This is a genomic window from Actinacidiphila glaucinigra (assembly GCF_035918135.1).
Taxonomy (GTDB): Bacteria; Actinomycetota; Actinomycetes; order Streptomycetales; family Streptomycetaceae; genus Actinacidiphila; species Actinacidiphila glaucinigra.
This window is the reverse complement of sequence record NZ_CP109144.1, coordinates 4,579,124-4,603,505: the sequence shown is the minus strand read 5'-3', so window position 1 is coordinate 4,603,505 and position 24,382 is coordinate 4,579,124. Positions and strand designations below refer to the sequence as shown.

The following is a 24,382-nucleotide window of genomic DNA, read 5'->3' as shown; positions in this document are numbered from 1 at the left end:
CCCCGCGGGGCTACTGCCCCTCGAACCTCACATTGGTGATGGCTTGCTTGTGGCCGGCGCCGGAGTACCCGTCGGTCTCCGAATAGGGGAGAGCGGTCAGCCAGACCACGACGTAACGCGTCTCCACGGGTGCCTTCAGCGTGAGCTTCGCCGCCTTGCCGTCGGTGGTGACGGTGGCCAGTTTCTTCAGCTGGCTCGGCTCGGCCGTGGAGGCCAGCGAGTCCGCCGCGTAGAGGGTGACCGTCGTGTGGTCGCCGCCGTAGTAGAACTCTATTGATGCCTGGCCGAGCTTCTTCGCCGCTCCGAGGTCGTAGGCGATGCCGACGCCCTTCTTGACGGAGGGGGCGAATTCGGGGCCGTCGGAGAAGCTGTTCGTGCGCCAGTACGTGGACGTCTTGCTGTCGTACGTGGCGCCGACGTCGTTCGGGTGCTGGGCCCCGCCGAAGGGTGCGTACTCGGCCGCCCCCTGGACGGGAAGCGGCTTCAGCGTCACCTGGTTCGCGCCGCCGTTGTCGCTGCCACCGTCGCCGCCCGTGTTGTGGGACGTGGAGGTGCCACCGGACTTCGCCTGGTTCTCGCGGTCCATGAGCGTCTCCGCGAGCTGCCAGCTGCCGAGGCCGAGGGCGACGATGAGGAGGGCCGAGACGGACCACTTGAGGGCCTTGCCGGTGCGGCCGGGCAGGGCCGGCGGCGGCGTGGCGGGGAGGACCGTCGTGACGCCGGGGGACGAGGGCCCCCCGGAGGTCTGGCGGTAGGAGCCCTGCTGGTACGTGGTGCGCGAGTAGGGCGTCATGGTCGGCTCGGGCGGCCGGATCTTGGGGATCGCGGCGACGGCCTTGGCCAGTTCCTCGGGGGTGGTGCAGGGCTCCGGCTCGCGGGAGGCCGTCGCGCCGTCGTTGACGAGGGCACGCATGGCGACCTCCGACAGCCCGCGGTGGACGCCCGCCCGTACCTGGTCGGGCGCGACGAGGCCGACGTCCTTGGGGAGGCCGGTGAGCCCGTGCTCGTCCTTCGGGTACGGCCAGCGCTGGGTGAGCGAGGCGTACAGGAGGGCTCCGATGGCCTCGGTGTCCTCGCGCTGCGGGCGCTCGGAAGAGATGCCGCGCAGCGCGGCGGCGACCGCCAGACCGCGGATGCGGTACTGGCCGGCCTCGGTGCGCAGGACGGCGTCGGGGCCGAGACGGAGATGAGCCAGGCCCTCGCGGTGGGCGGCGGCCATGGCCTGGGAGATCTGGTTGACCATCTGGTGGGCCTCGTGCGGCTCCAGCGGGTCGGCGGCGATCAGGGCGGTGAGTTCCCGTGCGTCGGGGAGCCACTCGTGGATCACGTAGACGAGGTCGTTCTCCTCGACCGCGTCGAGGACCTGCACGAAGCGCGGGTCGCCGAGGAGGGCCGCGGAGCGGGCCGCCGCCAGCACCGAGCGGGCCCGGCTGTGGTCGGCTGGAAGGGTGTGGATGCCCACGGCCCGGCGCAGCTTCTCGTCGACGGCCCTCCAGCTGCTGAAGCCGTCGGCACGGGTGAGGCACTCCTCAAGGCGGTAGCGCCCGGCGAGCTTGTGGCCGCTGTGGAGCTCGGGCGGCTCGGAATGGGTCGGTGCTGTCTCCTCAGGGGGGGTCTGCTGTGGCGCGTCCTGCTCTTCGCTTTGGTCCGTCGCCTCGTCGGCCGTGGCACTTTCCGCATGGGCGGCGAGCTGCTTGTCGCCACCCTCGTTGGCCACTCCGACGGCAGCCGTGCTCCGTTCCGCCACCGTCGTTCCTGCCTCCCCATCCGTTGCAAGATCTGACAACACAGCCGAGGACAATTGTGCCAACAGTCCACCGCTATGCACGACACACGACGGCCCCCGAAGGTTGCGCGGTACGCGCCGTCAGCGGCCCAGCCGGCCCCTGACCATGCCGACCATGGCCGTCATCTCCTCGACGCGCATGCGCTTGGCGGCGATGAAGAAGATTCCGCCCAGCACAGCGGCGCCGAGCACCAGTGACAGCAACGAAGCGGCAGCGCCGTGACCCAGCGAGTGCCAGACACCGTAGACGACGGCGCCGGCACCCGCTGCGGCGGGGATGCACGCGCCGAAGAGCCTGGCGTAGGTGCGGACCACGCGCTTGCCGTCGATGTCGCCACCGAGGCGCCTGCGCAGCCGCTTGACCGCCACTCCGACGCCGATCGCGTAGGCCAGTCCGTAGCCGGCGGCCATGCCGACCACGGCCCACCGGGCGGGCAGCAGGAAGTAGCAGGCGGCGGCCGCGGTGGCGTTGCAGATCGCGACGATGACCGTGTTGTAGAAGGGGGTGCGGGTGTCCTCGTACGCGTAGAAGCCGCGCAGGACGATGTACTGCACAGAGAAGGGGATCAGGCCCAGTCCGAAGGCCATCAGCACGAAGCCGATGTTCACCGCGCCCTCGCCGGAGCTGCTGTAGAGCAGGGTGGCGATGGGGAGGCCGAGCGCGAGGAAGGCGAAGGCGGCGGGCACGATGGCCACGCCCGAGGTCCGCAGGCCGTAGGAGAGGTCGTCGCGGACCGCGGCGGCGTCTCCGTCGGCGGCGGCGCGGGAGATCCGCGGGAGCACGGCCGTCATGACGGAGACGGTGATGATGGCCTGCGGCATCTGCCACAGGAGCAGCGCGTAGTTGAAGGCGGTGATGCCGGTGCCCTCGTGGCCGCCCTTCTCGGCCGCCGAACCGGCAGCCGTGGCGAACTGGGTGAGGACGATCAGGCCGATCTGGTTGGCGAGGACGAAGAAGAAGGTCCATTTGGCCAGCTTCGCCGCGTGGCCGAGGCCGTGGCCGCGCCAGTCGAACCGCGGCCTGATCCGGAATCCGGCCTCGCGCAGGTAGGGGACCATCGCCAGGGCCTGCACGGTCAGGCCCAGCAGGGTGCCGAGGCCGAGCAGGCGGACGCCCTCGGGGGTGATGGTCTGCGAGGAGACGCCGGTGCTGGTGAAGGAGCCGAAGGCCCAGATGAAGGCGCCGAAGGTGGCGATGATGACGACGTTGTTGAGGACCGGGGTCCACATCATCGCGCCGAAGCGGCCGCGGGCGTTGAGGATCTGCCCGAGCACGACGTGCACCCCCATGAAGAACATGGTGGGGATGCAGTAGCGGGCGAAGGTGACCGCGACCTCGAACCTGACCGGGTCGGAGGCGATGTCGTGGGACATCGCCCGGATGAAGAGCGGTGCGGCGATCACACAGACGGCGGTGACGGCCGCCAGACCGACGACGACCAGGGTGAGTAGACGGTTGGCGTACGCCTCGCCGCCGTCCTCGTCGTTCTTCATGGCGCGTACGAGCTGCGGGATGAAGACCGCGTTGATCGCGCCGCCGCCGACCAGGATGTAGATCATCGTGGGCAGGGTGTTGGCGACCTGGTAGCCGTCGTTCAGGGTGCCGACGCCGATCGCGGCGGCCATGACCAGGGTGCGCAGGAATCCGGTGACCCGGGAGACGAGGGTGCCGGCCGCCATGAGGGCGCTGGACTTGAGGATGCTGCCGGCCCGTCCGCCGGACTTCCCGGCCGCGGGCGCCGCCGCGGGCTCGGGCTCCGCGGGGGCGGTCTGCACCGGCTCGTCGCGGAAGAGGTGGGCGTACTCGTCCGGCCGGGCCGGCCTCCCGTCCTCGTCCGGCGCGTTGGAGACCAGCTCGTCGACGCCGACGTAGCGGGTGTTGGCGTCGTCGGCGTACGGCATGCGGTACGGCTCCTGGTGCGCGTACGGCGGCCCGTAGGCGTGCGGCTGGGCCGGCGGGTGCGCGGCGCGGTCGTAGAGCGCCTCGCCCACCGGGTCCTCCACGGTCGGATCCTGCCGCCGGTACGGATCGCGGGCGTAGGTGTCCTGCAGGTACGGGTCGGGCGCGGCAGGGTGCTGCCCGGGCTGCTCGGGGAACCGCTCCCCGGCTTCCCGTTCGCGCTCACCGTCGTACGGTGCGTTCATCTCTGCCCCACCTCATACATCGGCCATGGCTCGCTGGCTATCGGTCCACCTTCTCACCCGTCCCGGACGGGTCCGTACTTTCCGGGGAGGTGTCCGGCGCCAGGTCACCCGGCTGCTCGTCACGGACGCCGTCCCGGTCACCCATGGTGCCTTCGCCGGCGTCGTCCTCGTCCTCGCCCGTCTCCCCGTCGTCGGACGGGTCCGCGTCGTCCCCGGACGGGTCGGCGTCGCCGTCCCCGCCATCGGACGCCGCGCGGCGCTTGCGCTGGTGGTACATCCGGGCACCCGCCAGCACGAGCAGCAGGAGCCCGGCGGCGATCACCAGCATCACAGAGGATGTGATGGAGGTGACATCCACCTGGAAGGTGATGGGCGTGCTGAACTTGGCGCCGTCGGCCGTGTAGAGCTGGGCCGTGATCGTGTTCAGGCCGTTGCGGGCGGCGGTGCCCTCGAACTTCAGGGAGCGGGTGTGGCCGCCCTCGACGGTCACGGCCTGCGCCTCGCCCGGGTTGAGGCTGTTGCCCTGGCTGGAGGTGAGGCGAAGTTCCAGGCCCTGCACGGTCTGGCCGAGCTCGTTCTTCACGGTGACCGGGATGGTCCCGCTGCGGCCCGAGAGCGTGAGCGTTCCGGTCTTGGGGAGCAGGTAGACCAGGCTCATCAGGTCGGACAGGTAGTCGGAGATGGCCGTGCGGTAGGCGGCCGACCTGTGGGCGGAGCCGCGCCACTCGGTGGACATCGAGCGCAGCAGCGCGTTGCCGAAGGGGGTCCGCACCCGGTCGGGCTTGCTCAGGAGGGCCATGAAGTCGTCGAGCTCGCCCTGGGTCGCCTGGATCTGGCGGAAGGCCGCGGTGCTCATCTCCTGCTTGCGCAGGCGCTTGGGGTAGGCGCCGGTGCCGGGCACCTTGCGGTTGGCCCTCGGGTCGGGGGTGGCCTTCGCCGCCGTGGAGAAGTCCGTGGTCTCCGCCCAGCCGCTGCCGGCGACCTCGGTGATGGCCTGGGCCATGGCCTGGGCCTGTGAGGCCTTGGCCATGCGCTGCGGGGCGACGACGACGCTGCGCTGCCGGTCGGGCGCCTGCATCGTGATCATCAGGGTCTGTGCCAGGTACTTCTGGATCGCGAGGGTCGAGGAGCCGGCCCTCGTCATGTCGCCCTGGAAGGCCTTGGAGAGCCCGGCATCGGCGACGACCGCCGTGGTGCCCCCGCCGATGGGCCGTGCCGAGGTGGGGGTGTAGTTGAGGTCGCCGGGCTCGCCGAGGCTGTCGCTGCGGGCGATCACCTTGTCGGCGCCGGCCGAGGTGGCCACGTCGACGATGGAGGGGTCGACGGCGCCCTCGACGGGCCAGGAGATGTCCGTGTCGGGGGTGACCTGGCCGTTGAGGACGACCTCGACGGTGGTCGTCGCGAGTTCCGTGGCTGTTTTGAGGTGGTTCAGGGTGCCGGGGACGCTCTTGCCGCGGTGGGCGATGGAGGCGATGTCGGGGTCGGCGAAGGGCAACGCGACGACCTCCTTCCCGACCACGGCCTCCTTGAGGCTGTTCAGCCAGCGCTTCGCGTTCTCGGTGCCGGTGCCCGCCGTGGTGTGATCGAGATCACCGCCGGGACCGGCGACCTGGTACCGGCGCGTCATCGCGTCGACCGTGGAGAGCAGATCCGGGTCGATGACCCAGGTGACGGGCAGATCCCGGCCGAGGGCCACCATCTGCTGCAGACGGCCACCGGGCGCCAGGTCCCCGGCGAGGTCGTCGTCGAGGAAGATCGGGCTCTGCTGGTCGTCGCTCTCGCTGCGCACGGCGAGGTGCGGGCGGTCGATCAGCGGCCACAGGAAGGTGTAGCGGGTCGGCTTGGCATCCCCGTCGGGGTACCAGGGGAGGAAGGTCCGCTCGATGCCGAGGTACTCGTCGTAGCCGCGGTTGCGGGTCTGCCCGGTAAGGGAGACCCCGAGCTGGTAGACGCCGTCCGGGCCCAGGTCGAGATCCTTGACCGGCACCTTCAGGGTGAAACTGCGGCTGATGCCGGCGGGCAGGTCGTCGACCGGCACGGTGTGCCCGGCGATCTCCCCGCCGTCGGCCAGGGTGTGGGGCGCACTGGTGGACACGGCGTTGATGGCGCTGCGGCTGTCCAGCGGGCCCTGGGGGGCGATCTCCACGCCGACGTGGGCGCCGCTGACGGTGTGCTTGCTCTTGTTGGTGACGGTGCCCGTCACCGTGAGGGTGTCGCCCTTGGTCGGGGCGGTGGGGGACAGCGAGTTCACCGACACGTCCACGGTCCGGCCGTTGGGGGTCTCGGCGTACGCCGCGGGGGCCGTACGGGCCTGGACCAGGCCGGTGAACAGGGTGGCGCCCACGAGCAGCGCCGTGGCCCGGCGCAGCCTCGAACGGGCCGGAGTTCCTCCGGGGTGCTGTGCCGCCTCGCCCACGCGCTGGCCGTCCCTCGTCGTCATCGGATGTGCGTCCTGGAATGGTAACGATGCTCGATGACCCAAAGTGCTGTGAGTGGGCCACAAGATCGATACAGTCCGGGGGCGGGAAGGCGTCGCGCATGATCGCGGGAGCCGGTAAACCGGTCCGCCGCGGGGCGCATGGGCACGTACCCTTTTCTGTTGTGCCGAATGCCAACAACGCCCCCCAGACCCTGAAGCCCGCGCCCGTGATCGCGCCGGTGGCCGAGGACCTCGGTCGCCGCTTCAAGGACGCCGGATTCCGGCTTGCCCTCGTCGGCGGCTCGGTCCGCGACACCCTCCTCGGCAGGCTCGGCAACGACCTCGACTTCACCACCGACGCTCGGCCCGACCAGGTGCTGAAGATCATCCGCGGATGGGCAGAGGCCGTCTGGGAGGTGGGCATCGCCTTCGGCACGGTCGGGTGCCGCAAGGGCGGCTACCAGATCGAGGTGACCACGTACCGATCCGAGGCCTACGACCGGACCTCGCGCAAGCCGGAGGTCTCCTACGGGGAGACGATCGAGGAGGACCTGGTCCGCCGGGACTTCACCGTCAACGCGATGGCGGTCTCGCTGCCGGAGGCGGAGTTCGTCGACCCGTACAGCGGGCTCGGCGACCTCGCGCAGCGGCTCCTACGTACTCCGGGCACCCCGGAGGAGTCCTTCTCCGACGATCCGCTGCGGATGATGCGTGCCGCGCGCTTCGCCGCCCAGCTGGACTTCGAGGTGGCACCCGAGGTCGTCACGGCGATGACGGAGATGGCCGACCGCATCGAGATCGTCTCCGCCGAGCGCGTCCGGGACGAACTCAACAAGCTGATCCTCTCCGACCACCCCCGCAAGGGCCTGCAGCTGCTGGTGCAGACCGGCCTGGCCGCACGGGTCCTCCCGGAGCTGCCGGCGCTGCGCCTGGAGCGGGACGAGCACCATCGCCACAAGGACGTCTACGACCACACGCTGACCGTCCTGGACCAGGCGATGGCGCTGGAGACCGAGGGGCCGGACCTGGTCCTTCGCCTTGCCGCGCTGCTGCACGACATCGGCAAGCCGCGCACCCGGCGCTTCGAGTCCGACGGGCGGGTCTCCTTCCACCACCACGAGGTGGTCGGCGCCAAGATGACCAAGGGGCGGCTGACCAAGCTCAAGTACCCGAACGACATCATCAAGGACGTCGCCCGGCTGGTGGAGCTGCATTTGCGCTTCCACGGCTACGGGACCGGGGAGTGGACCGACTCCGCCGTCCGGCGCTACGTCAGGGACGCCGGACCGCTGCTCGACCAGCTGCACAAGCTGACCCGCTCCGACTGCACGACCCGCAACAAGCGCAAGGCCGCGGCCCTGGCGCGAACCTACGACGGGCTCGAGGAGCGGATCGCGCAGCTGAAGGAGCAGGAGGAGCTGGACGCGATCCGGCCGGACCTGGACGGCAACCGGATCATGGAGATCCTGGGCATTTCGCCGGGGCCCGAGGTCGGCAAGGCGTACAACCACCTGCTGGAGCTGCGCCTGGAGAACGGCCCGCTGGGCGAGGAGGCCGCCGTGGCCGCGCTGAAGGAGTGGTGGGCCGCGCAGGTCTGAGCGCACCCCGTCCGGGCGCCGGACGCACCGAGGGGGCCGTGTTTCACGTGAAACACGACCCCCTCGGCTTTGGCGGTGTACCCGCATCACCCGGCGATGAGCTGCAGGCGGTGCGCCTGCTTCCTGTGAAACGGGTGGACGCTCGGTGATCTTCGTGTTTCACGTGAAACGGCGCGAGGTTCTGGCGGTGCCGAACGCCACCGCGGCGTAGATCGCGGAGAGTCCGAGGAGGAGTCCCGCGGAGCGGCCGTCCGGCGGGAGGACCAGAGCGCAGATGGCCGCGGCGCCGACGAAGGCGACATTGAACAGCACGTCGTAGATGGAGAAGATCCGCCCCCGGTAGGCGTCGTCGATCGAGGACTGGACCACCGTGTCCGTGGCGATCTTCGCTCCCTGGGTGGCCAGCCCCAGCACGAAGGCCGCCGCCAGTACCGGGGCCGGCTCGAAGGGCAGGCCCAGTCCGGGGAGCAGGACGGCCGCCGCACCCGCGCAGACGGTGATCCATCCGAAGGTGCCGAAGCGGCCCGTGGCCCAGGGGGTGACGACGGCCGCCGTGAAGAAGCCGGCACCCGAGACGGCGACCGCCAGGCCGAGGAGCGCTAGTCCGTCCGCCGTGCCGTGATCCGTACCGTCGGACCCCGACCATGCGTAGCGGCACAGCATCAGCACCATCACCGTGAGCCCGCCGTAGCAGAAGCGCATCGCCGTCATCGCGGCCAGGGCACGTGCCGCGTGAGGTCGCCGGCGCAGGTGCCCCAGGCCGTGCACCAGGCCGCGGAAGGTGCTGAGCAGCGCCTCGCCCACCCGTGGCTGGACGCGGGACGGATCCGGTCCCAGCAGGTCCCGCCCCAGGGCGAGTGCGGTGAGACCGGCACAGAGATAGAGGACGGCGCCCAGCACCACGACCAGGACATCGGAGCGCATGCCCCCGGGCACCACCAGATGCATCAGGAAGGCCGCCCCGCCGCCCGCCGTGGCAGCGAGGGTGCCCGCGGTCGGGGAGAGCGCGTTCGCCATGACCAGACGCTCCCCGTCGACGACGCGGGGCAGGGCGGCCGACAGGCCGGCGAGCACGAAGCGGTTGATGCCGGTGACCGAGAGGGCGGACAGGTAGAAGAGCCAGTCCGGAACGCGCAGCAGCATCAGCACGGCCGTGCCGAGGGAGAGCGCCGCTCGCAGCAGGTTGCAGTGGAGGAGGACCTGCCGGCGCCGCCAGCGGTCCAGCAGGACGCCCGTGAACGGCCCCAGAAGCGAGTACGGCAGCAGCAGGACCGCCATCGCGGAGGCGATGGCGGCCGGCGAGGCCTGCTTCTCCGGGGAGAAGACCACATAGGCCGCCAGCGCCACCTGGAAGACCCCGTCGGAGAGCTGGGACAGCAACCGCACCGCCAGCAGCCGGCGGAAGTCCCGGAAGCGCAGCAGCACACGGAGATCACGGACAACGGGCATGCGCACAGCCTCACATGACGCGCAGGCCCCCGGGTGCCATACCCGGGGGCCTGCGCGGTCGCGTCGTACGACGAGTGGTGACGGGGGTTAAGCCGCTGTTCAGCGCTCGACCTCGCCGCGGATGAACTTCTCCACGTTCTCGCGGGCCTCGTCGTCGAAGTACTGCACCGGCGGGGACTTCATGAAGTAGGAGGACGCCGACAGGATCGGGCCGCCGATCCCGCGGTCCTTGGCGATCTTCGCCGCGCGCAGCGCGTCGATGATGACACCCGCGGAGTTCGGGGAGTCCCAGACCTCGAGCTTGTACTCCAGGTTCAGCGGGACGTCGCCGAAGGCACGGCCCTCGAGGCGGACGTACGCCCACTTGCGGTCGTCCAGCCAGGCCACGTAGTCCGAGGGGCCGATGTGGACGTTCTTCTCACCCAGGTCGCGGTCGGGGATCTGGGAGGTGACGGCCTGCGTCTTGGAGATCTTCTTGGACTCCAGGCGCTCGCGCTCGAGCATGTTCTTGAAGTCCATGTTGCCGCCGACGTTCAGCTGCATGGTGCGCTCGACGATGACTCCGCGGTCCTCGAAGAGCTTGGTGAGCACGCGGTGCGTGATGGTGGCGCCGACCTGCGACTTGATGTCGTCACCGACGATCGGCACACCGGCCTCGGTGAACTTGTCCGCCCACTCCTTGGTGCCGGCGATGAAGACCGGGAGGGCGTTGACGAAGGCGACCTTGGCGTCGATGGCGCACTGCGCGTAGAACTTCGCCGCGGCCTCGGAACCCACGGGCAGGTAGCAGACGAGCACGTCGACCTGGCGGTCCTTGAGGACCTGCACGACGTCGACCGGCTCCTCGGCGGACTCCTCGATGGTCTCGCGGTAGTACTTGCCGAGACCGTCCAGGGTGTGGCCGCGCTGGACGGTCACGCCCTTCTGCGGCACGTCGCAGATCTTGATGGTGTTGTTCTCACTGGCACCGATGGCGTCCGCGAGGTCGAGACCGACCTTCTTCGCGTCGACGTCGAAGGCAGCGACGAACTCGACATCACGCACGTGGTAGTCGCCGAACTGCACGTGCATGAGGCCAGGCGCGCGGCTGGCCGGGTCGGCGTCCTTGTAGTACTCGACACCCTGCACCAGCGAAGCGGCGCAGTTGCCCACGCCAACGATGGCTACGCGAACCGAACCCATTCCGGTTGCTCCCTGTTTGATCGTCACGCGGGTCCCCGGCGCGTGCCGGGTCCGCCGTTTTCCTGTTGGTTGTCCTGCTCGGCATCGGCGGACGGAGCGGCCGGGGGCTGCTTGCCGCGCCCCGCCCGCTCGGTCTCGATCAGCTCGTTCAGCCAGCGGACCTCTCGCTCCACCGACTCCATGCCGTGCCGCTGCAGCTCGAGCGTGTAGTCGTCGAGCCGCTCACGGGTACGCGCGAGGGACGCGCGCATCTTCTCCAGGCGCTCCTCGAGGCGGCTGCGCCGCCCCTCGAGGACACGCATCCGTACGTCCCTGGACGTCTGGCCGAAGAAGGCGAAACGAGCCGCGAAGTGCTCGTCCTCCCACGCGTCAGGCCCGGAGTGGGCGAGGAGCTCTTCGAAGTGCTCCTTGCCGGCCGCCGTCAACCGGTACACGATCTTGGCCCGTCGGCCGGCCAGCGGCGCGGCGAGCGGATCGGGTTCAGGGCCGGTCTCCTCGACCAGATAGCCCTGAGTGACCAGTGTCTTGAGGCAGGGGTAGAGGCTGCCGTAGCTGAACGCGCGGAACACACCGAGCGAGGTGTTGAGCCGCTTGCGCAGCTCGTAACCGTGCATCGGGGATTCGCGCAGCAGGCCCAGGACGGCGAACTCGAGGATGCCGGAGCGTTTGCTCATGCCCTCGTTTCCCTCCCGTCCGTGCCGTCGTCGCCTCTTATCTCGCCGTGATGTATCGGCTCGATACATCGAGACGATAGAACGAGTTCCGGGGTACGGCAAGACGGCTCACGGTGACCGGCGTCACATCACGAAATCTGTCCACCGTCAACCGCCCGGAATGTGATGAACATCTGGCTAGAACCTCTTTTGACCGTGCGTACTCTGTTCGCCATGCAGAGCACCGGGAACCGTGTGACCTCAGTGAGCGTCCTTGTCCCCGGTGCAGTGCGGGCATCGCACGCCGGGGGGACCGGAAATCAACTGCCGCTTTCAGGCGATTCCGCCTGTCCTAGGAGTAGCTGTTCATGAGCGAGCACCGTCGCAAGCCGCCGCAGTCGCCCGGCGACGGCCGGGCAGCCGCCCGGCGCGGCGCGCAGCAGCCCCCGCCGCCAGGCGGTCGGCGGGCCGCTGGGCCGCCGAGGCCGCAGCCGCATGGAGCCGGTTCGGGGCAGGGCCACGGCCCGCGCCAGGGAATGGGACAACCCCCCCGCCAGGGTGCGGGGGCGGGTACGGGGGGCCGCGCGAGCACCGGCGGCCGGGCCCGGGGGGCCGAGCCGCCCTACGAGGGGCGTGCCGCCGCACGCCGTGCCGCCCAGACTTCGCAGAGGGGCGGCCGCCGTCGGTCCGCCACGGACGCGCAGGGCGGGCGCGGCGGGGGTCAGCCCCCGAAGAAGCGCATCGTCGACTACCCCCGCTGGGGGAAGGACGGATGGCGTCGCTGGATGCCGTCCTGGAAGCTCGTCTCCGGACTGTGCCTGTTCTTCTTCGGGAGCCTGGTCGCCGTCGCCGGCGTCGGGTACGCGATGGTGGGCATCCCCAAGGAGAGCAACATCGCCAAGGCGCAGAACAACGTCTACTTCTGGGACAACGACCAGGAGATGGTGGCGACCGGCGGTGAGGTCAACCGGCAGAACCTCGGCTATTCGGAGATCCCCAAGGAGATGCGGTTCGCCGTCATGTCCGCGGAGAACAAGACCTTCGAGACCGACTCCGGCGTCGACCCCATGGGTATCGCTCGCGCCCTGGTCAACATGGCCAAGGGCGGCGAGACGCAGGGTGGTTCCACCATCACCCAGCAGTACGTGAAGAACGCCCGTCTTGGCGACCAGTCGCAGACGGTCACCCGTAAGTTCAAGGAGCTGTTCATCTCGGTGAAGGTGGGTGCCACGGTCGACAAGAAGGAGATCATGGCGGGCTACCTCAACTCCTCCTACTTCGGTCGCCGTTCCTACGGTCTGCAGGCCGCCGCCCGCTCCTACTACGGCATCGACGCCTTGGACCTCAACCCGAGCCAGTGTGTGTTCCTCGCCTCGCTGCTCAAGGGCGCCACCTACTACGACCCCTACGGCAACACCGACATCGACAGCTCCGCGACCGCCGAGGCCAACACCAAGCGCGCCACGGACCGCTGGGCCTGGATCCTCGACCAGGAGCTGCAGGACGGCCGGATGACCAAGGCGGAACACGACAAGTGGATCGCCGAGGGCTTCCCCAAGCCGCTGAAGCCGCAGAACGACGCGCAGCTCGGCGGTCAGATCGGCTACCTGGTCGGCCTCGCCAACAAGACCGTCATCAACAACAGCGACGGAAAGATCACGCAGGAGAAGCTCCAGCTGGGCGGCTACCGCATCTACACCACCTTCAACAAGAAGAAGGTGGAGCAGCTGGAGGAGGCGGTGAAGAAGGTCCGCAAGAAGAACGAGAACCTCAAGCGCGCGGGCGGCGTCGACAAGCACGTCCAGTTCGGCGGAGCCTCGGTGGACCCGAAGGACGGGAAGATCGTCGCGATCTACGGTGGTGTGAACGCGACGCAGCACTTCACGAACAACGCCGACGAGACCGGCGCGGGTGTCGGATCGACGTTCAAGCCGTTCGTCCTCGCCGCGGGCATGACCTACGGCAAGCGGGACGCCGACTGGACCGAGGGCGACGACCTGCAGGACCGGACGATCGTCTCGCCGAAGAGCATCTACAACGGCAAGAACAAGCTGAAGATCAAGTACTACGACGGCCGTGTCTGGGAGGGCAAGGAAGGCCAGTGGCTCCAGACGAACGACGACAACGAGTCGTACGGCAACGTCACACTGCGTGAGGCCATGCGCGTCTCGGCGAACTCGCCGTACGTGCAGCTGGGCATGGACGTCGGCACGGACAAGGTGAAGGAGGCGGCGCTCAAGGCAGGTCTCCTGGAGGGCAGCCTGGCGACCACCAACAGCCCGACCTTCTCCATCGGCACCTCGACGCCGAGTGCCATTCGCATGGCCGACGCCTATTCCACCTTCGCCAACCGCGGGAAGCAGAACGACCCGTACTCGGTCAGGAAGGCCGTGCACGAGGGCGTGAACGTCTACGAGCACAAGTCCGCGCCCAAGGAGGCCTTCCCCCGGGCCGTCGCGGACAACGTGACCGACGTGCTGCGGACCGTCGTCCAGAGCGGTACCGGCACCTCGGCCCAGCTTCCGGGCCGCGAGGTGGCCGGCAAGACGGGTACCACCGACGGCAACAAGTCGGCCTGGTTCGTCGGCTACACGCCCCAGCTCACCACGTCCGTCGTGATGTTCCGCTTCAACGACGACGCGAAGGCCAAGGACCGCAAGTTCCTGGAGATGTACGGGACGTACGGCAAGGACAAGATCCACGGTGCGTCGTTCCCGGCCGAGATCTGGCACGACTACATGGTGGACGCGATGAAGGGCAAGCCGGTCCAGTCGTTCCCGACGCCGGAACCGCTCGGCAAGGTCGTCTACGGTGGTGGCGCCGCCAGCCCGACCCCCTCGGTCTCGACCAGCCCGAGCGAGTCTCCGACCACGAAGCCGACCCCGACCATCTCGCAGCCGCAGGCCCCGCCGACCCCGACTGAGTCCGGGGAGTGCAAGCCCTGGTGGGAGTGCCAGGACGCCGGTGGCGGCGGCAACGACGGCGGAGCAACCGACGGGGGTACCGGCGGGACACCGTCGATGAGTCCGTCCTCCAGCACCACGGGCAGAGGCAGCGGAGGCAACGGCAACAACGGCGGGCTCCTGGGAGGCAGTGGCGGTTAACCGCCCCGTCTTGCGTCGAGCAGTCGATCCGCGGCCGCGGAGGGCACCGAGCCCTCCGCGGCCGCGGGCCTTCACGGGCGGCGGGGAGGCGCCGTGGGGGATCCGACGCTCCGCGCATGGAGATGTAGGGCAGGATGTGGCCCATGACGATCGTGCGCGAAGACCCCCACCACGAGGCCTCGGAGGCCGAGGCGGTCGTGCCCCCGACCCGCGAGGACCCGGTCGCGGTGGCCGGGAGCGAGGTCATCGGCGGCCCGCTCGGCCGCTTCGCGGCCGTGGGGCGGCGGGGCTGGTGGAACCCCCTGCGCGTCGTCGTGCTGGTCGCGATCGGGATGTTCGCGCTGGGCATGGTGCAGAAGGTGCCGTGCTACGACAGCGGCTGGTTCTTCGGGGCGAACACCCAGTACAGCCACGCCTGCTACTCCGACATCCCGCACCTGTACTACGGCCGGGGCTTCGCCGACGACCTGGTCCCGTACTTCGACCGCATCCCGGACACGGTCTCCGGCGGCATGGGCTACCTGGAGTACCCGGTCCTGACCGGCCTCTTCATGGAGGTCGCCTCCTGGCTGACCCCGCACGGCGGCACGATCCAGCACCGGGAGCAGGTCTACTGGCTGGTCAACGCCGGGATGCTGCTGGTCTGCACGGCCGTCGTCGCGGTCTGCACGGCCCGGACCAACCGGCGCCGCCCGTGGGACGCGCTGCTGGTCGCGCTGGCACCCGCGTTCGCGCTGACCGCGACCATCAACTGGGACCTGTTCGCGGTCGCCCTCGCGGCGGCCGGGATGATGCTCTGGTCGCGCAACCGGCCGCTGGCCGCGGGCATCCTGATCGGGCTGGCGACGGCTGCCAAGCTCTACCCGGTGCTGATGCTGGGGCCGCTGTTCCTGTTGTGCCTGAGGGCCGGGAAGCTGAAGGCCTGGGGCGCGGCCGTGGGCGGTGCCGCCGCGGCCTGGTTCGTGGTGAACCTTCCGGTGATGCTGCTCGCCTGGGAGGGCTGGGCGAAGTTCTACACCTTCAGCCATGAACGGGGCGTCGACTACGGCTCCATCTGGCTGATCATCTCCCAGCAGACCCACAAATCCATGGACGGCGCGAACTCCTTCGCCATCGCGCTCATGCTGCTGTTCTGCGCGGGCATGGCCGGACTGACCCTGTACGCCCCGCGGCGCCCGCGCTTCGCGCAGCTGGCCTTCCTCGTCGTGGCCGCCTTCATCCTGACCAACAAGGTCTACTCGCCGCAGTACGTGCTCTGGCTGGTGCCCCTCGCGGCGCTCGCCCGGCCGCGCTGGCGGGACTTCCTGATCTGGCAGGCAGCCGAGGTCATGTACTTCCTCGGGATCTGGTCGTACCTGGCGTACACGACGGGCGGCAACAGCAAGGGCCTGCCGCAGGACGGCTACCACCTGGCCATCGCGGCGCACCTGATCGGGACGCTGTACCTGTGCGCGGTCGTCGTCCGCGACATTCTCTTCCCCGAGCGCGACCCGGTCCGCCAGGACGGCTCGGACGACCCCTCCGGGGGCGTGCTGGACGGGGCTGAGGACGCGTTCGTGCTCGGGCGGCCCTCGCACCAGCCGCGGCACGCGGCGCCGCTGCAGGGCGGACCTGAGGACGACTACGGCTACGGCGAGGCGCGCCCGGTGCAGTGGGGCGTGGACCCGGCGCCGCCGGCCTCGCCCCACTGACCCGGGGAGGGGCTCAGCGGTCGACGACGCGGTCGTACTGCGTCGTCGTGTGCCGCAGGTGCGCCACCAGCTCGTCGCCGACCGCCGGGGGCGCCACGTCGCCCGGCAGGAAGAGGATCGACACCTGCATGTGCGGGGGCTCGGCGAACCAGCGCTGCTTGCCGGCCCACACGAAGGGCGACAGGTTGCGGTTGATGGTGGCCAGGCCGGCCCTCGCGACGCCCTTGGCGCGCGGCATGACGCCGTGCATGGCCTTGGGGGCCTCCAGGCCCACCCCGTGCGACGTGCCGCCCGCCACGACGACCAGGTGGCCGTCCTCGGAGGCCTTGTTCTGGCGGTAGCCGAAGCGCTCGCCCTTGGCGATGCGGGTGACGTCCAGGACGGCGCCCCGGTACTCGGTGGCCTCGTGGTCGCCGAGCCACAGCCGGGTGCCGATCCGGGCGCGGAAGCGGGTCTGCGGGAACTGGTTGCGCAGCTGGGTCAGCTCGCCCGCCTTCAGGTGGCTGACGAACATGGTGTGCAGCGGCAGCCGGGCCGCGCGCAGCCGCTCCATCCAGCGGTAGACCTCCTCCACCGCGTCGGAGCCGTCGGTCCGGTCCAGCGGCAGGTGGATGGCGAAGCCCTCCAGGCGGACGTCGTCTATGGCCGAGTGCAGCTTGACCAGGTCGTCCTCGCCGACGCCATGGCGCTTCATGCTGCTCATGACCTCGATGACGACCCGGGCGCCGACCAGGCCGCGCACGCCCTCCACGGAGGACACGGAACGGATGGCGCGGTCCGGCAGCGGCACCGGCTCCTCGCCCAGCCGGTACGGGGTCAGCACCAGCAGGTCCCCGCCGAACCAGTCCTTGATCCGGGCGGCCTCGTACGTGGTGCCCACGGCGAGGATGTCCGAGCCGAGCCGGATCGCCTCCTCGGCCAGGCGCTCGTGGCCGAAGCCGTACCCGTTGCCCTTGCATACGGGTACCAGCCCGGGGAACTGCTCCGCCACGGACTGCTGGTGCGCACGCCAGCGCGCGGTGTCGACGTACAGGGTGAGCGCCATGGCCGGAACGGGGACCTTTCTGCGGTGTCTGCGGTCAGTCGGGCACGTGCACGTGGGTCAGCGACGGGACATGTAGATGTCGAGGGCCTTGTGCAGCAGCTTGTTGAGGGGGAAGTCCCACTCGCCCAGGTATTCGGCAGCCTGCCCACCGGTGCCCACCTTGAACTGGATGAGACCGAAGAGGTGGTCGCTCTCGTCGAGCGAGTCGCTGATGCCTCGCAGGTCGTACACGCTCGCGCCGAGGGCGTAGGCGTCCCGCAGCATCCGCCACTGCATGGCGTTGCTCGGCCGGACCTCGCGCTTGTGGTTGGCCGAGGCCCCGTACGAGTACCAGACGTGCCGGCCGACGACGAGCATCGTCGCGGCGGCGACCGTCTCGCCCTCGTGCTGGGCGAAGTACAGCCGCATGCGGTTGGGGTCCTCGGTGTTGAGGACCTGCCACATGCGCTGGAAGTAGGAAAGCGGCCGCGGGCGGAAGCGGTCGCGCTCGGCGGTGACCTCGTAGAGCTGCTGCCACACGGGAAGGTCGTCGTAGCCGCCCTGGACGACCTCGACGCCGGCCTTCTCGGCCTTCTTGATGTTGCGCCGCCACAGCTGGTTGAAGCCCTTCTGGACGTCGTCCAGGCTGCGGTTCTCCAGCGGGACCTGGAAGACGTAGCGGGGCTGCACGTCGCCGAAGCCCGCGCCACCGTCCTCGCCCTGCTGCCAGCCCATGCGCCGCAGCCGGTCGGCCACCTCGAAGGCCCGGGGCTCGATGACCGTCGCCTCGACGTCGCGCAGGCGCTTGACGTCCGGGTCGGCGATGCCGGACTTGATGGCGGCCGCGTCCCAGCGGCGGATGACGACCGGAGGGCCCATCTTCACGGAGAAGGCGCCCTGCTGCTTCAGGTGCGCCAGCATCGGGCGCAGCCACTCCTCCAGGTTGGGGGCGTACCAGTTGATCACCGGGCCCTCGGGGAGGTAGGCGAGGTAGCGCTTCACCTTGGGCAGCTGCCGGTAGAGCACCAGGCCGGCGCCGACCAGCTCACCGGTCTTGTCGTCGAACCAGCCGAGGTTCTCCGAGCGCCACTCGGTCTTGACGTCCGCCCAGGCGGGAACCTGGCAGTGGCTTGCCGAGGGCAGGCTCTGGATGTACGCCAGGTGCTGTTCCCGACTGATGGTCCTCAGGGTCAAGCTCATGCGGGGCGCTCCCCATCGCTGCGGCTACGGCATTGCTGACTGCATTACTGCGCCGAAGCCTACTGCGAACGGTGAACGCCCCCACGAGGGCTGTGGACAACTCGGTCCGCGGCTTCGCCCGGCGGGTGCCGGGTGGACGGCTGGTGGACGGCGGCGCTAGGCCGACACGGCCTAGGACACCACGCCGCCGAACAGGCCGCCGTGGGCCATGCCGAGGTAGAAGCCGATCGCGGCCAGCCCCATGCCGATGATGAAGAAGAAGCGCTCCGCCGTGGTGGCGGAGCGGTACTGCCCGAAGGCGCCCACGAGGATGCCCGCCAGCCCCGCCCAGGAGCTGAGCAGGTGGAGGTGGTCCCAGATCGCCGCGATGGAGGCGACCAGGCCGAGCACGACGGTCACGACGGCCAGGGTGTTCTCGACCGGGTGGGGCCTGCCGTCGGAGTTGAGGGTGCTGAGGACTCGCTGGTAGAGACGGCTGCCGGTAGTGGCTCGCACTGCCTGTGCCATGAGGCACCTCCGTGATGGAGAGGTGGCGCATCGTAGCGCCGGACACACCCGATGTGTACAGATTGCGGGCTTCCGGGGGCGGATTTCAACCGGAAGCCACGAGGCGGGTAGTGTGTACCGTCTGCACCGGTGTCTGTGCAGGTCCACACGACGGTCCCGCAGGGCCTCCGGGGAGCGATCCCCGGAACGCTGCGGGCGTTGTCGGTGGGCCGCGATACCGTTGCGACGCGATGCAAACCCTCCTGCCACGGAAACGCCGTGGCCGTTGAGTCCAAAGGAGGTGGGTTCCACATGCGTCACTACGAGGTGATGGTCATCCTCGACCCCGATCTCGAGGAGCGTGCTGTCTCCCCGCTGATCGAGAACTTCCTCGGCGTCGTCCGCAACGCGGGCGGCAAGGTCGAGAAGGTCGACACCTGGGGCCGTCGTCGTCTTTCGTACGAGATCAAGAAGAAGCCCGAGGGCATCTACTCGGTCATCGACCTCAACGCCACTCCTGAGGTCGTCAAGGAGCTCGACCGTCAGATGAACCTGAACGAGTCGGTTCTCCGGACCAAGGTCCTCCGTCCCGAGACCCACTGAGCCCGCGCGCTCAGGCAGTCGGGAAACCGAGAAGCCAAGCAACGCCGAGAGGTCACTCACCATGGCAGGCGAGACCGTCATCACGGTCGTCGGCAATCTCGTCGACGACCCCGAGCTGCGCTTCACCCCGTCCGGTGCGGCGGTCGCGAAGTTCCGTGTCGCGTCCACTCCCCGCACCTTCGACCGGCAGACCAACGAGTGGAAGGACGGCGAGAGCCTCTTCCTCACGTGCTCGGTCTGGCGGCAGGCGGCGGAGAACGTGGCCGAGTCGCTCCAGAAGGGCATGCGCGTCATCGTGCAGGGCCGTCTGAAGCAGCGCTCGTACGACGACCGCGAGGGCGTCAAGCGGACGGTCTACGAGCTGGACGTCGACGAGGTCGGCGCCAGCCTGCGCAGCGCGACCGCCAAGGTCACCCGGGCCAGCGGTGGCGGCGGCGCCTCGCGCGGCGGCCAGGGCGGCTACGGCGGCGGTGGCGGCCAGGGCGGCAACTGGGGCGGTGGCTCCGGCGGCGGCCAGGGTGGCGCGCCCGACGGCGACCCGTGGGCGACCGGCGCTCCTGCCGGTGGCGGCCAGGGTGGCGGCGGCGGCAACTGGGGCGGTGGCTCCGGTGGCGGCGGCGGTTTCTCGGACGAGCCGCCCTTCTAAGGGCGGCAGCGCACCAAACTTCTTGATCACACTGGAGAGAGACAATGGCGAAGCCGCCTGCTCGCAAGCCTAAGAAGAAGGTTTGCGTGTTCTGCAAGGACAAGATCACGTACGTCGACTACAAGGACACGAACCTGCTGCGGAAGTTCATCTCCGACCGCGGCAAGATCCGTGCCCGCCGGGTCACCGGCAACTGCACCCAGCACCAGCGCGACGTCGCCACGGCCGTGAAGAACAGCCGTGAGATGGCGCTGCTGCCCTACACCTCGACCGCTCGCTAAGGAAGGGTGACCGAGCAATGGCGAAGATCATCCTCACCAACGAGGTCAGCGGCCTCGGTGCCGCCGGCGAAGTCGTCGAGGTCAAGAGCGGATACGCCCGCAACTACCTGATCCCGCGCGGTTTCGCGATCGCGTGGACCAAGGGTGGCGAGAAGGACGTCGAGCAGATCCGCCGCGCGCGCCGGATCCGTGAGATCGCGACCGTCGAGCAGGCCAACTCGTTCAAGGCGCAGCTCGAGGGCGTCAAGGTCAAGCTCTCGACCCGCGCGGGCGACGCCGGCCGGCTGTTCGGTTCGGTGACCCCGGCCGACATCGCCGCCGCCGTCAAGGCCGCGGGCGGTCCGGACGTGGACAAGCGCCGGATCGAGATCGGTTCCCCGATCAAGACGCTGGGCTCCCACAAGGTGTCGGTGCGCCTGCACCCCGAGGTCGAGGCCGCTCTCGACGTCGAGGTCGTCGCCGCCTGACCCGCACGCACCGCGTGAACGCCGGGCCCGGAACCGCGAGGTTCCGGGCCCGGCGTCTTTGCCGCTCGCGGGAGGGCCGGGGTCGGGCCGCGACTCAGGCGCGTACGGCGCCGGTGACGGCCCACTTCCCCGAACGGGCGCGCCAGTGGAGGCCGGCCAGCCGGGTGAGCATCATCAGCCCCATGGCCCACCACAGGGCGGTGAGTCCGCCGCCCAGCGCCGGTACGGCCAGGGCGACCGGCGCGAAGACGGCGAGGGTGACGACCATCGACCAGGCCAGATAGGTGCCGTCGCCCGCGCCGATGAGGATCCCGTCCAGGACGAAGACCACACCGCAGACCGGCTGGGAGAGCGCCGCCACCAGCAGGACGGTCATCAGCTCGGAGCGCACGGCCGGGTCCGAGGTGAACAGCGGGGCGATCAGCGGCCGGGAGACGGCCAGGACGATGCCGATGACCACGCCCGAGGCGATACCCCACTGCACCATGCGGCGGCAGGCGGCCCGGGCCCCGGCCGTGTCGTCGGCGCCGAGGTGGCGGCCGATGATGGCCTGGCCGGCGATGGCGATGGCGTCGAGGGCGAAGGCGGCCAGCGACCAGAGGGTGGTGGTGATCTGGTGGGCGGCGATCGAGGCGTCCCCGAGCCCGGCCGCGACCGCGGTGGCGAGCATCAGGACGGCCCGCAGGCTCAGCGTGCGGATCAGCAGGGGCGTCCCGGCCTGGGCGCAGGCGCGGATTCCGGCGAGGTCGGGCCGGAGGGAGGCGCCGTGCCGCCGCGCCCCGCGGACCACGACGGCGACGTAGACGGCCGCCATCGCGTTCTGGGCGATCACGGTGCCCCAGGCGGAGCCGGCGATGCCGAGGCCGGCGCCGTACACCAGCACCACGTTGAGCACGGCGTTCACGGCGAAGCCGCCGACGGCGACGTAGAGCGGGGTACGGGTGTCCTGCAGCCCGCGCAGCACACCGGTGGCCGCCAGGACGACGAGCATCGCGGGGATGCCGAGGGCGCTGATCCGCAGGTAGGTGACGGCGTACGGCGCGGCGGTGCCCGAGGCGCCGAACAGGTCGGTGAGGGCGGGTGCCGCGGGGAGCGCGATCGCGACCGCGGCGGCGCTGATGAGGAGGGCGAGCCAGATGCCGTCCATGCCCTGGCGGATCGCCGCGGGCAGATCGCCCGCGCCGACCCGGCGGGCGACGGCGGCCGTGGTGGCGTACGCGAGGAAGACGAAGACGCCGACGAGGGTGGTCAGCAGGGCCCCCGCGACGCCGAGGCCGGCGAGCTGCGACGTGCCGAGGTGGCCCACGATCGCGCTGTCGGCCAGGAGGAAGAGGGGTTCGGCGACGAGCGCGCCGAAAGCGGGCAGCGCGAGACCGATGATCTCGCGGTCGTGGCGGCGTACGGCCTGCTGGGGGGAGAGTTCGGCGACCTGGGGCACCCGGTCAGGGTAATCATCCACATGTAAGGGATGCAAGAAGATACTGCCTCTTACTTTCGGCTGCGCAGGGTGATCTCCTCCGTGCCGTTTGTCGTGATCTTGCGCCGAGCGGGCAAGTTTTTCTTGTCCACAGTGGGTGGATGAAGAATACGCAGGTCAGCGGCGTGATCATTGGGTGATTGTGTGCTTGTCCACCGCGCTGTCCCCCGCCCTGTACACAGCTGGAGCGGGCTTCTCCACAGGTAGGGGCGGTTCTTCAACAGGTCATCCCCAGCCCCTGTGGATAACCGTCTTGGCTGTGAGCCCCGCGGACCCCTACCGTGGGGCGTCGCCCGACGCGCCACAGGTGTGTCCGGGCGGCTGAATGTCAGAGCCGTGGCGTAGGAAAAGGGACACGACGCAGCGGTCCGCGCCGGAGGGGAGGAGGTGGCAGGGGGGTGAGCCAGCCCGAACCCGCGGACGACCACTGGGGGAGCGAACCGCCGTTCCCGCCGGACGGTCCCGGCGACCGTCTGCCCGTCTCCCGCTTCCGCCGGAAGGACGAGCGGGACCGCGACCGCGACCGTGACGACGACCGCGGGGCGGCCGGTTTCGAGCGCGTACCGCCGCAGGACCTGGACGCCGAGATGTCGGTGCTCGGCGGCATGCTGCTGTCGAAGGACGCCATCGCCGACGTCGTCGAGGTGCTCAAGGGCGCCGACTTCTACCGGCCCGCCCACGAGACCGTCTACGCCGCGATCCTCGACCTCTACGCCCGCGGTGAGCCCGCCGACCCCATCACCGTGGCGGCCGAGCTCACCAAGCGCGGCGAGCTCGCCCGGGTCGGCGGCGCCCCCTATCTGCACAGCCTCGTCAACGCGGTGCCCACCGCCGCCAACGCCGAGTACTACGCGGAGATCGTGCACGAGCGCGCGGTCCTGCGCCGGCTCGTCGAGGCGGGTACGCGCATCACGCAGATGGGGTACGCGGCCGACGGCGACGTCGACGAGATCGTCAACTCCGCACAGGCCGAGATCTACGCCGTCACCGAGCAGCGCACCAGCGAGGACTACCTCCCGCTCTCCGAGATCATGGAGGGTGCCCTCGACGAGATCGAGGCCATCGGCTCGCGCAGCGGCCAGATGTCCGGGGTGCCCACCGGCTTCGCCGACCTGGACTCCCTCACCAACGGCCTGCACCCGGGCCAGATGATCGTCATCGCCGCCCGTCCCGCGATGGGCAAGTCCACGCTCGCGCTGGACTTCGCCCGCGCCTGCTCGGTCACCAACGGCATGCCCAGCGTCTTCTTCTCCCTCGAAATGGGCCGCAACGAGATCGCGATGCGTCTGCTGTCCGCCGAGGCCCGGGTCGCCCTGCACCACATGCGCTCCGGAAACATGACCGACGACGACTGGACGCGGCTGGCCCGCCGCATGCCCGACGTCTCGGCGGCCCCCCTCTACATCGACGACTCGCCGAACCTGTCGATGATGGAGATCCGCGCCAAGTGCCGCCGGCTCAAGCAGCGCAACGACCTCCGCCTGGTCGTCATCGACTACCTCCAGCTGATGCAGGCGGGCGGTTCGCGCCGCCCCGAGAGCCGTCAGCAGGAGGTCTCCGACATGTCCCGTAACCTCAAGCTCCTGGCGAAGGAGCTCGAGGTGCCGGTCATCGCGCTCTCCCAGCTGAACCGTGGTCCCGAGCAGCGTACGGACAAGAAGCCGATGGTCAGCGACCTGCGTGAGTCGGGCTCCATCGAGCAGGACGCGGACATGGTGATCCTGCTGCACCGCGAGGACGCCTACGAGAAGGAGTCCCCGCGCGCGGGCGAGGCCGACCTGATCGTCGCCAAGCACCGAAACGGCCCGACGGCCACCATCACCGTCGCCTTCCAGGGCCACTACTCGCGCTTCGTGGACATGGCCCAGACCTGAGCCGGGACCCCTTCGGGGTCTCACAGTGTCGCCGCGCCCGGTCGTGTCGGGTTGCGTTCAGCCGGGCTGGAAGAACGCGGGCATCTTCTTGGCGGCGTCCGGCGACGTCAGCAGTTCGTGTAGGTCCGCGGACATCCGGGCGGCGGCGCCGGTGCGTTCGAACATCTCGCGTTCGTACTCCTCGACGGCGGCAGGGAAATCGTCCGGGTGCGCGGCCGGCGCGAGACCGAGCAGGGTGCCGTCGAGCGGTGCCATGTCGGCGCCCTCTCCCACGCCTTCGGCCGGGTGTTCTCGCGG

At 69.9% G+C, this 24,382-nt stretch carries 19 protein-coding genes; 8 read left to right on the top strand and 11 right to left on the bottom strand.

Annotated features, from left to right (window positions below; all coding sequences use genetic code 11):
- Positions 1–10: 10 nt before the first annotated feature.
- The 3 genes from OIE69_RS20550 to OIE69_RS20540 form a co-directional block, all read right to left on the bottom strand.
- Complete coding sequence (locus OIE69_RS20550; RefSeq protein ID WP_326573580.1) at positions 11–1,747, bottom strand: protein kinase family protein; 1,737 nt, start codon at positions 1,745–1,747, stop codon at positions 11–13.
- A gap of 120 nt (positions 1,748–1,867) precedes the next feature.
- Positions 1,868–3,931 carry a murein biosynthesis integral membrane protein MurJ gene (gene murJ / locus OIE69_RS20545; protein WP_326573578.1) on the bottom strand — a complete coding sequence of 688 codons (2,064 nt, stop codon included), beginning with the start codon at positions 3,929–3,931 and terminating at the stop codon, positions 1,868–1,870.
- Between the two features lie 37 nt (positions 3,932–3,968).
- Entirely contained in the window at positions 3,969–6,371 is a 2,403-nt protein-coding gene (locus OIE69_RS20540) for a DUF6049 family protein (protein ID WP_326573576.1), read from the bottom strand.
- Between the two features lie 161 nt (positions 6,372–6,532).
- Between OIE69_RS20540 and OIE69_RS20535 the strand changes: the two genes are divergently transcribed.
- Positions 6,533–7,948, top strand: a complete 1,416-nt coding sequence (locus tag OIE69_RS20535; RefSeq protein ID WP_326573574.1) for a CCA tRNA nucleotidyltransferase — start codon at positions 6,533–6,535, stop codon at positions 7,946–7,948.
- A 159-nt stretch (positions 7,949–8,107) separates the two neighbouring features.
- Here the strand turns inward: OIE69_RS20535 and OIE69_RS20530 are convergent, their stop codons facing one another.
- The 3 genes from OIE69_RS20530 to OIE69_RS20520 all read right to left on the bottom strand — a co-directional run bounded on the left by OIE69_RS20530 (position 8,108) and on the right by OIE69_RS20520 (position 11,253).
- The gene (locus OIE69_RS20530; RefSeq protein WP_326573572.1) at positions 8,108–9,397 is read right to left on the bottom strand and encodes an MFS transporter; all 1,290 of its coding nucleotides are present in this window, start codon (positions 9,395–9,397) and stop codon (positions 8,108–8,110) included.
- Positions 9,398–9,496: 99 nt separating this feature from the next.
- Positions 9,497–10,579, bottom strand: coding sequence for an inositol-3-phosphate synthase (locus tag OIE69_RS20525; protein WP_326573570.1), 1,083 nt, complete (start codon positions 10,577–10,579; stop codon positions 9,497–9,499).
- Positions 10,580–10,602: 23 nt separating this feature from the next.
- Complete coding sequence (locus OIE69_RS20520; RefSeq protein WP_018558161.1) at positions 10,603–11,253, bottom strand: PadR family transcriptional regulator; 651 nt, start codon at positions 11,251–11,253, stop codon at positions 10,603–10,605.
- A 347-nt stretch (positions 11,254–11,600) separates the two neighbouring features.
- On the opposite strand from OIE69_RS20520, the gene OIE69_RS20515 reads away from it, so the two are divergent.
- Together OIE69_RS20515 and OIE69_RS20510 are read left to right on the top strand one after the other, a co-directional pair.
- Complete coding sequence (locus OIE69_RS20515) at positions 11,601–14,336, top strand: transglycosylase domain-containing protein (protein ID WP_326573566.1); 2,736 nt, start codon at positions 11,601–11,603, stop codon at positions 14,334–14,336.
- 143 nt (positions 14,337–14,479) lie between these two features.
- Entirely contained in the window at positions 14,480–16,027 is a 1,548-nt protein-coding gene (locus OIE69_RS20510) for a glycosyltransferase family 87 protein (protein ID WP_326573564.1), read from the top strand.
- Positions 16,028–16,040: 13 nt separating this feature from the next.
- On the opposite strand, the gene OIE69_RS20505 is transcribed toward OIE69_RS20510, so the two are convergent.
- The 3 genes from OIE69_RS20505 to OIE69_RS20495 form a co-directional block, all read right to left on the bottom strand.
- Positions 16,041–17,072: an alanine racemase gene (locus tag OIE69_RS20505; RefSeq protein ID WP_326573562.1), complete on the bottom strand. Its 1,032-nt coding sequence runs from the start codon at positions 17,070–17,072 to the stop codon at positions 16,041–16,043.
- 57 nt (positions 17,073–17,129) lie between these two features.
- The gene (locus OIE69_RS20500; RefSeq protein WP_326573560.1) at positions 17,130–18,251 is read right to left on the bottom strand and encodes a lipid II:glycine glycyltransferase FemX; all 1,122 of its coding nucleotides are present in this window, start codon (positions 18,249–18,251) and stop codon (positions 17,130–17,132) included.
- A 171-nt stretch (positions 18,252–18,422) separates the two neighbouring features.
- The gene (locus OIE69_RS20495) at positions 18,423–18,758 is read right to left on the bottom strand and encodes a hypothetical protein (protein WP_326573558.1); all 336 of its coding nucleotides are present in this window, start codon (positions 18,756–18,758) and stop codon (positions 18,423–18,425) included.
- Positions 18,759–19,049: 291 nt separating this feature from the next.
- On the opposite strand from OIE69_RS20495, the gene rpsF reads away from it, so the two are divergent.
- The 4 genes from rpsF (at position 19,050) to rplI (ending at position 20,734) form a co-directional block, all read left to right on the top strand.
- Positions 19,050–19,340: a 30S ribosomal protein S6 gene (gene rpsF / locus OIE69_RS20490; RefSeq protein WP_018558167.1), complete on the top strand. Its 291-nt coding sequence runs from the start codon at positions 19,050–19,052 to the stop codon at positions 19,338–19,340.
- A 61-nt stretch (positions 19,341–19,401) separates the two neighbouring features.
- Positions 19,402–19,986 carry a single-stranded DNA-binding protein gene (locus OIE69_RS20485; RefSeq protein WP_326573554.1) on the top strand — a complete coding sequence of 195 codons (585 nt, stop codon included), beginning with the start codon at positions 19,402–19,404 and terminating at the stop codon, positions 19,984–19,986.
- Between the two features lie 44 nt (positions 19,987–20,030).
- Positions 20,031–20,267 (top strand): 30S ribosomal protein S18, encoded by a 237-nt coding sequence (gene rpsR / locus OIE69_RS20480; RefSeq protein ID WP_026250812.1) that lies wholly within the window; start codon positions 20,031–20,033, stop codon positions 20,265–20,267.
- Positions 20,268–20,284: 17 nt separating this feature from the next.
- Complete coding sequence (gene rplI / locus OIE69_RS20475; protein WP_326573550.1) at positions 20,285–20,734, top strand: 50S ribosomal protein L9; 450 nt, start codon at positions 20,285–20,287, stop codon at positions 20,732–20,734.
- A 94-nt stretch (positions 20,735–20,828) separates the two neighbouring features.
- On the opposite strand, the gene OIE69_RS20470 is transcribed toward rplI, so the two are convergent.
- Positions 20,829–22,172: an MATE family efflux transporter gene (locus OIE69_RS20470; protein ID WP_326573549.1), complete on the bottom strand. Its 1,344-nt coding sequence runs from the start codon at positions 22,170–22,172 to the stop codon at positions 20,829–20,831.
- A 437-nt stretch (positions 22,173–22,609) separates the two neighbouring features.
- Here OIE69_RS20470 and dnaB point away from each other — a divergent pair, with 437 nt between their 5' ends.
- Positions 22,610–24,085 carry a replicative DNA helicase gene (gene dnaB / locus OIE69_RS20465; protein WP_089225416.1) on the top strand — a complete coding sequence of 492 codons (1,476 nt, stop codon included), beginning with the start codon at positions 22,610–22,612 and terminating at the stop codon, positions 24,083–24,085.
- 57 nt (positions 24,086–24,142) lie between these two features.
- On the opposite strand, the gene OIE69_RS20460 is transcribed toward dnaB, so the two are convergent.
- Entirely contained in the window at positions 24,143–24,340 is a 198-nt protein-coding gene (locus tag OIE69_RS20460; protein ID WP_392567540.1) for a hypothetical protein, read from the bottom strand.
- Between the last annotated feature and the right edge of the window lie 42 nt (positions 24,341–24,382).

Excerpts from the sequence above, each read along its gene's own strand:
- murJ (WP_326573578.1), bottom strand. The coding sequence starts at position 3,931 with ATGAACGCACCGTACGACGGTGAGCGCGAACGGGAAGCCGGGGAGCGG.
- OIE69_RS20540 (WP_326573576.1), bottom strand. The coding sequence starts at position 6,371 with ATGACGACGAGGGACGGCCAGCGCGTGGGCGAGGCGGCACAGCACCCC.
- OIE69_RS20530 (WP_326573572.1), bottom strand. The coding sequence starts at position 9,397 with ATGCCCGTTGTCCGTGATCTCCGTGTGCTGCTGCGCTTCCGGGACTTC.
- OIE69_RS20525 (WP_326573570.1), bottom strand. The coding sequence starts at position 10,579 with ATGGGTTCGGTTCGCGTAGCCATCGTTGGCGTGGGCAACTGCGCCGCT.
- OIE69_RS20520 (WP_018558161.1), bottom strand. The coding sequence starts at position 11,253 with ATGAGCAAACGCTCCGGCATCCTCGAGTTCGCCGTCCTGGGCCTGCTG.
- OIE69_RS20515 (WP_326573566.1), top strand. The coding sequence starts at position 11,601 with ATGAGCGAGCACCGTCGCAAGCCGCCGCAGTCGCCCGGCGACGGCCGG.
- OIE69_RS20510 (WP_326573564.1), top strand. The coding sequence starts at position 14,480 with ATGACGATCGTGCGCGAAGACCCCCACCACGAGGCCTCGGAGGCCGAG.
- OIE69_RS20505 (WP_326573562.1), bottom strand. The coding sequence starts at position 17,072 with ATGGCGCTCACCCTGTACGTCGACACCGCGCGCTGGCGTGCGCACCAG.
- OIE69_RS20500 (WP_326573560.1), bottom strand. The coding sequence starts at position 18,251 with ATGAGCTTGACCCTGAGGACCATCAGTCGGGAACAGCACCTGGCGTAC.
- OIE69_RS20495 (WP_326573558.1), bottom strand. The coding sequence starts at position 18,758 with ATGGCACAGGCAGTGCGAGCCACTACCGGCAGCCGTCTCTACCAGCGA.
- rpsF (WP_018558167.1), top strand. The coding sequence starts at position 19,050 with ATGCGTCACTACGAGGTGATGGTCATCCTCGACCCCGATCTCGAGGAG.
- OIE69_RS20485 (WP_326573554.1), top strand. The coding sequence starts at position 19,402 with ATGGCAGGCGAGACCGTCATCACGGTCGTCGGCAATCTCGTCGACGAC.
- rpsR (WP_026250812.1), top strand. The coding sequence starts at position 20,031 with ATGGCGAAGCCGCCTGCTCGCAAGCCTAAGAAGAAGGTTTGCGTGTTC.
- rplI (WP_326573550.1), top strand. The coding sequence starts at position 20,285 with ATGGCGAAGATCATCCTCACCAACGAGGTCAGCGGCCTCGGTGCCGCC.
- OIE69_RS20460 (WP_392567540.1), bottom strand. The coding sequence starts at position 24,340 with ATGGCACCGCTCGACGGCACCCTGCTCGGTCTCGCGCCGGCCGCGCAC.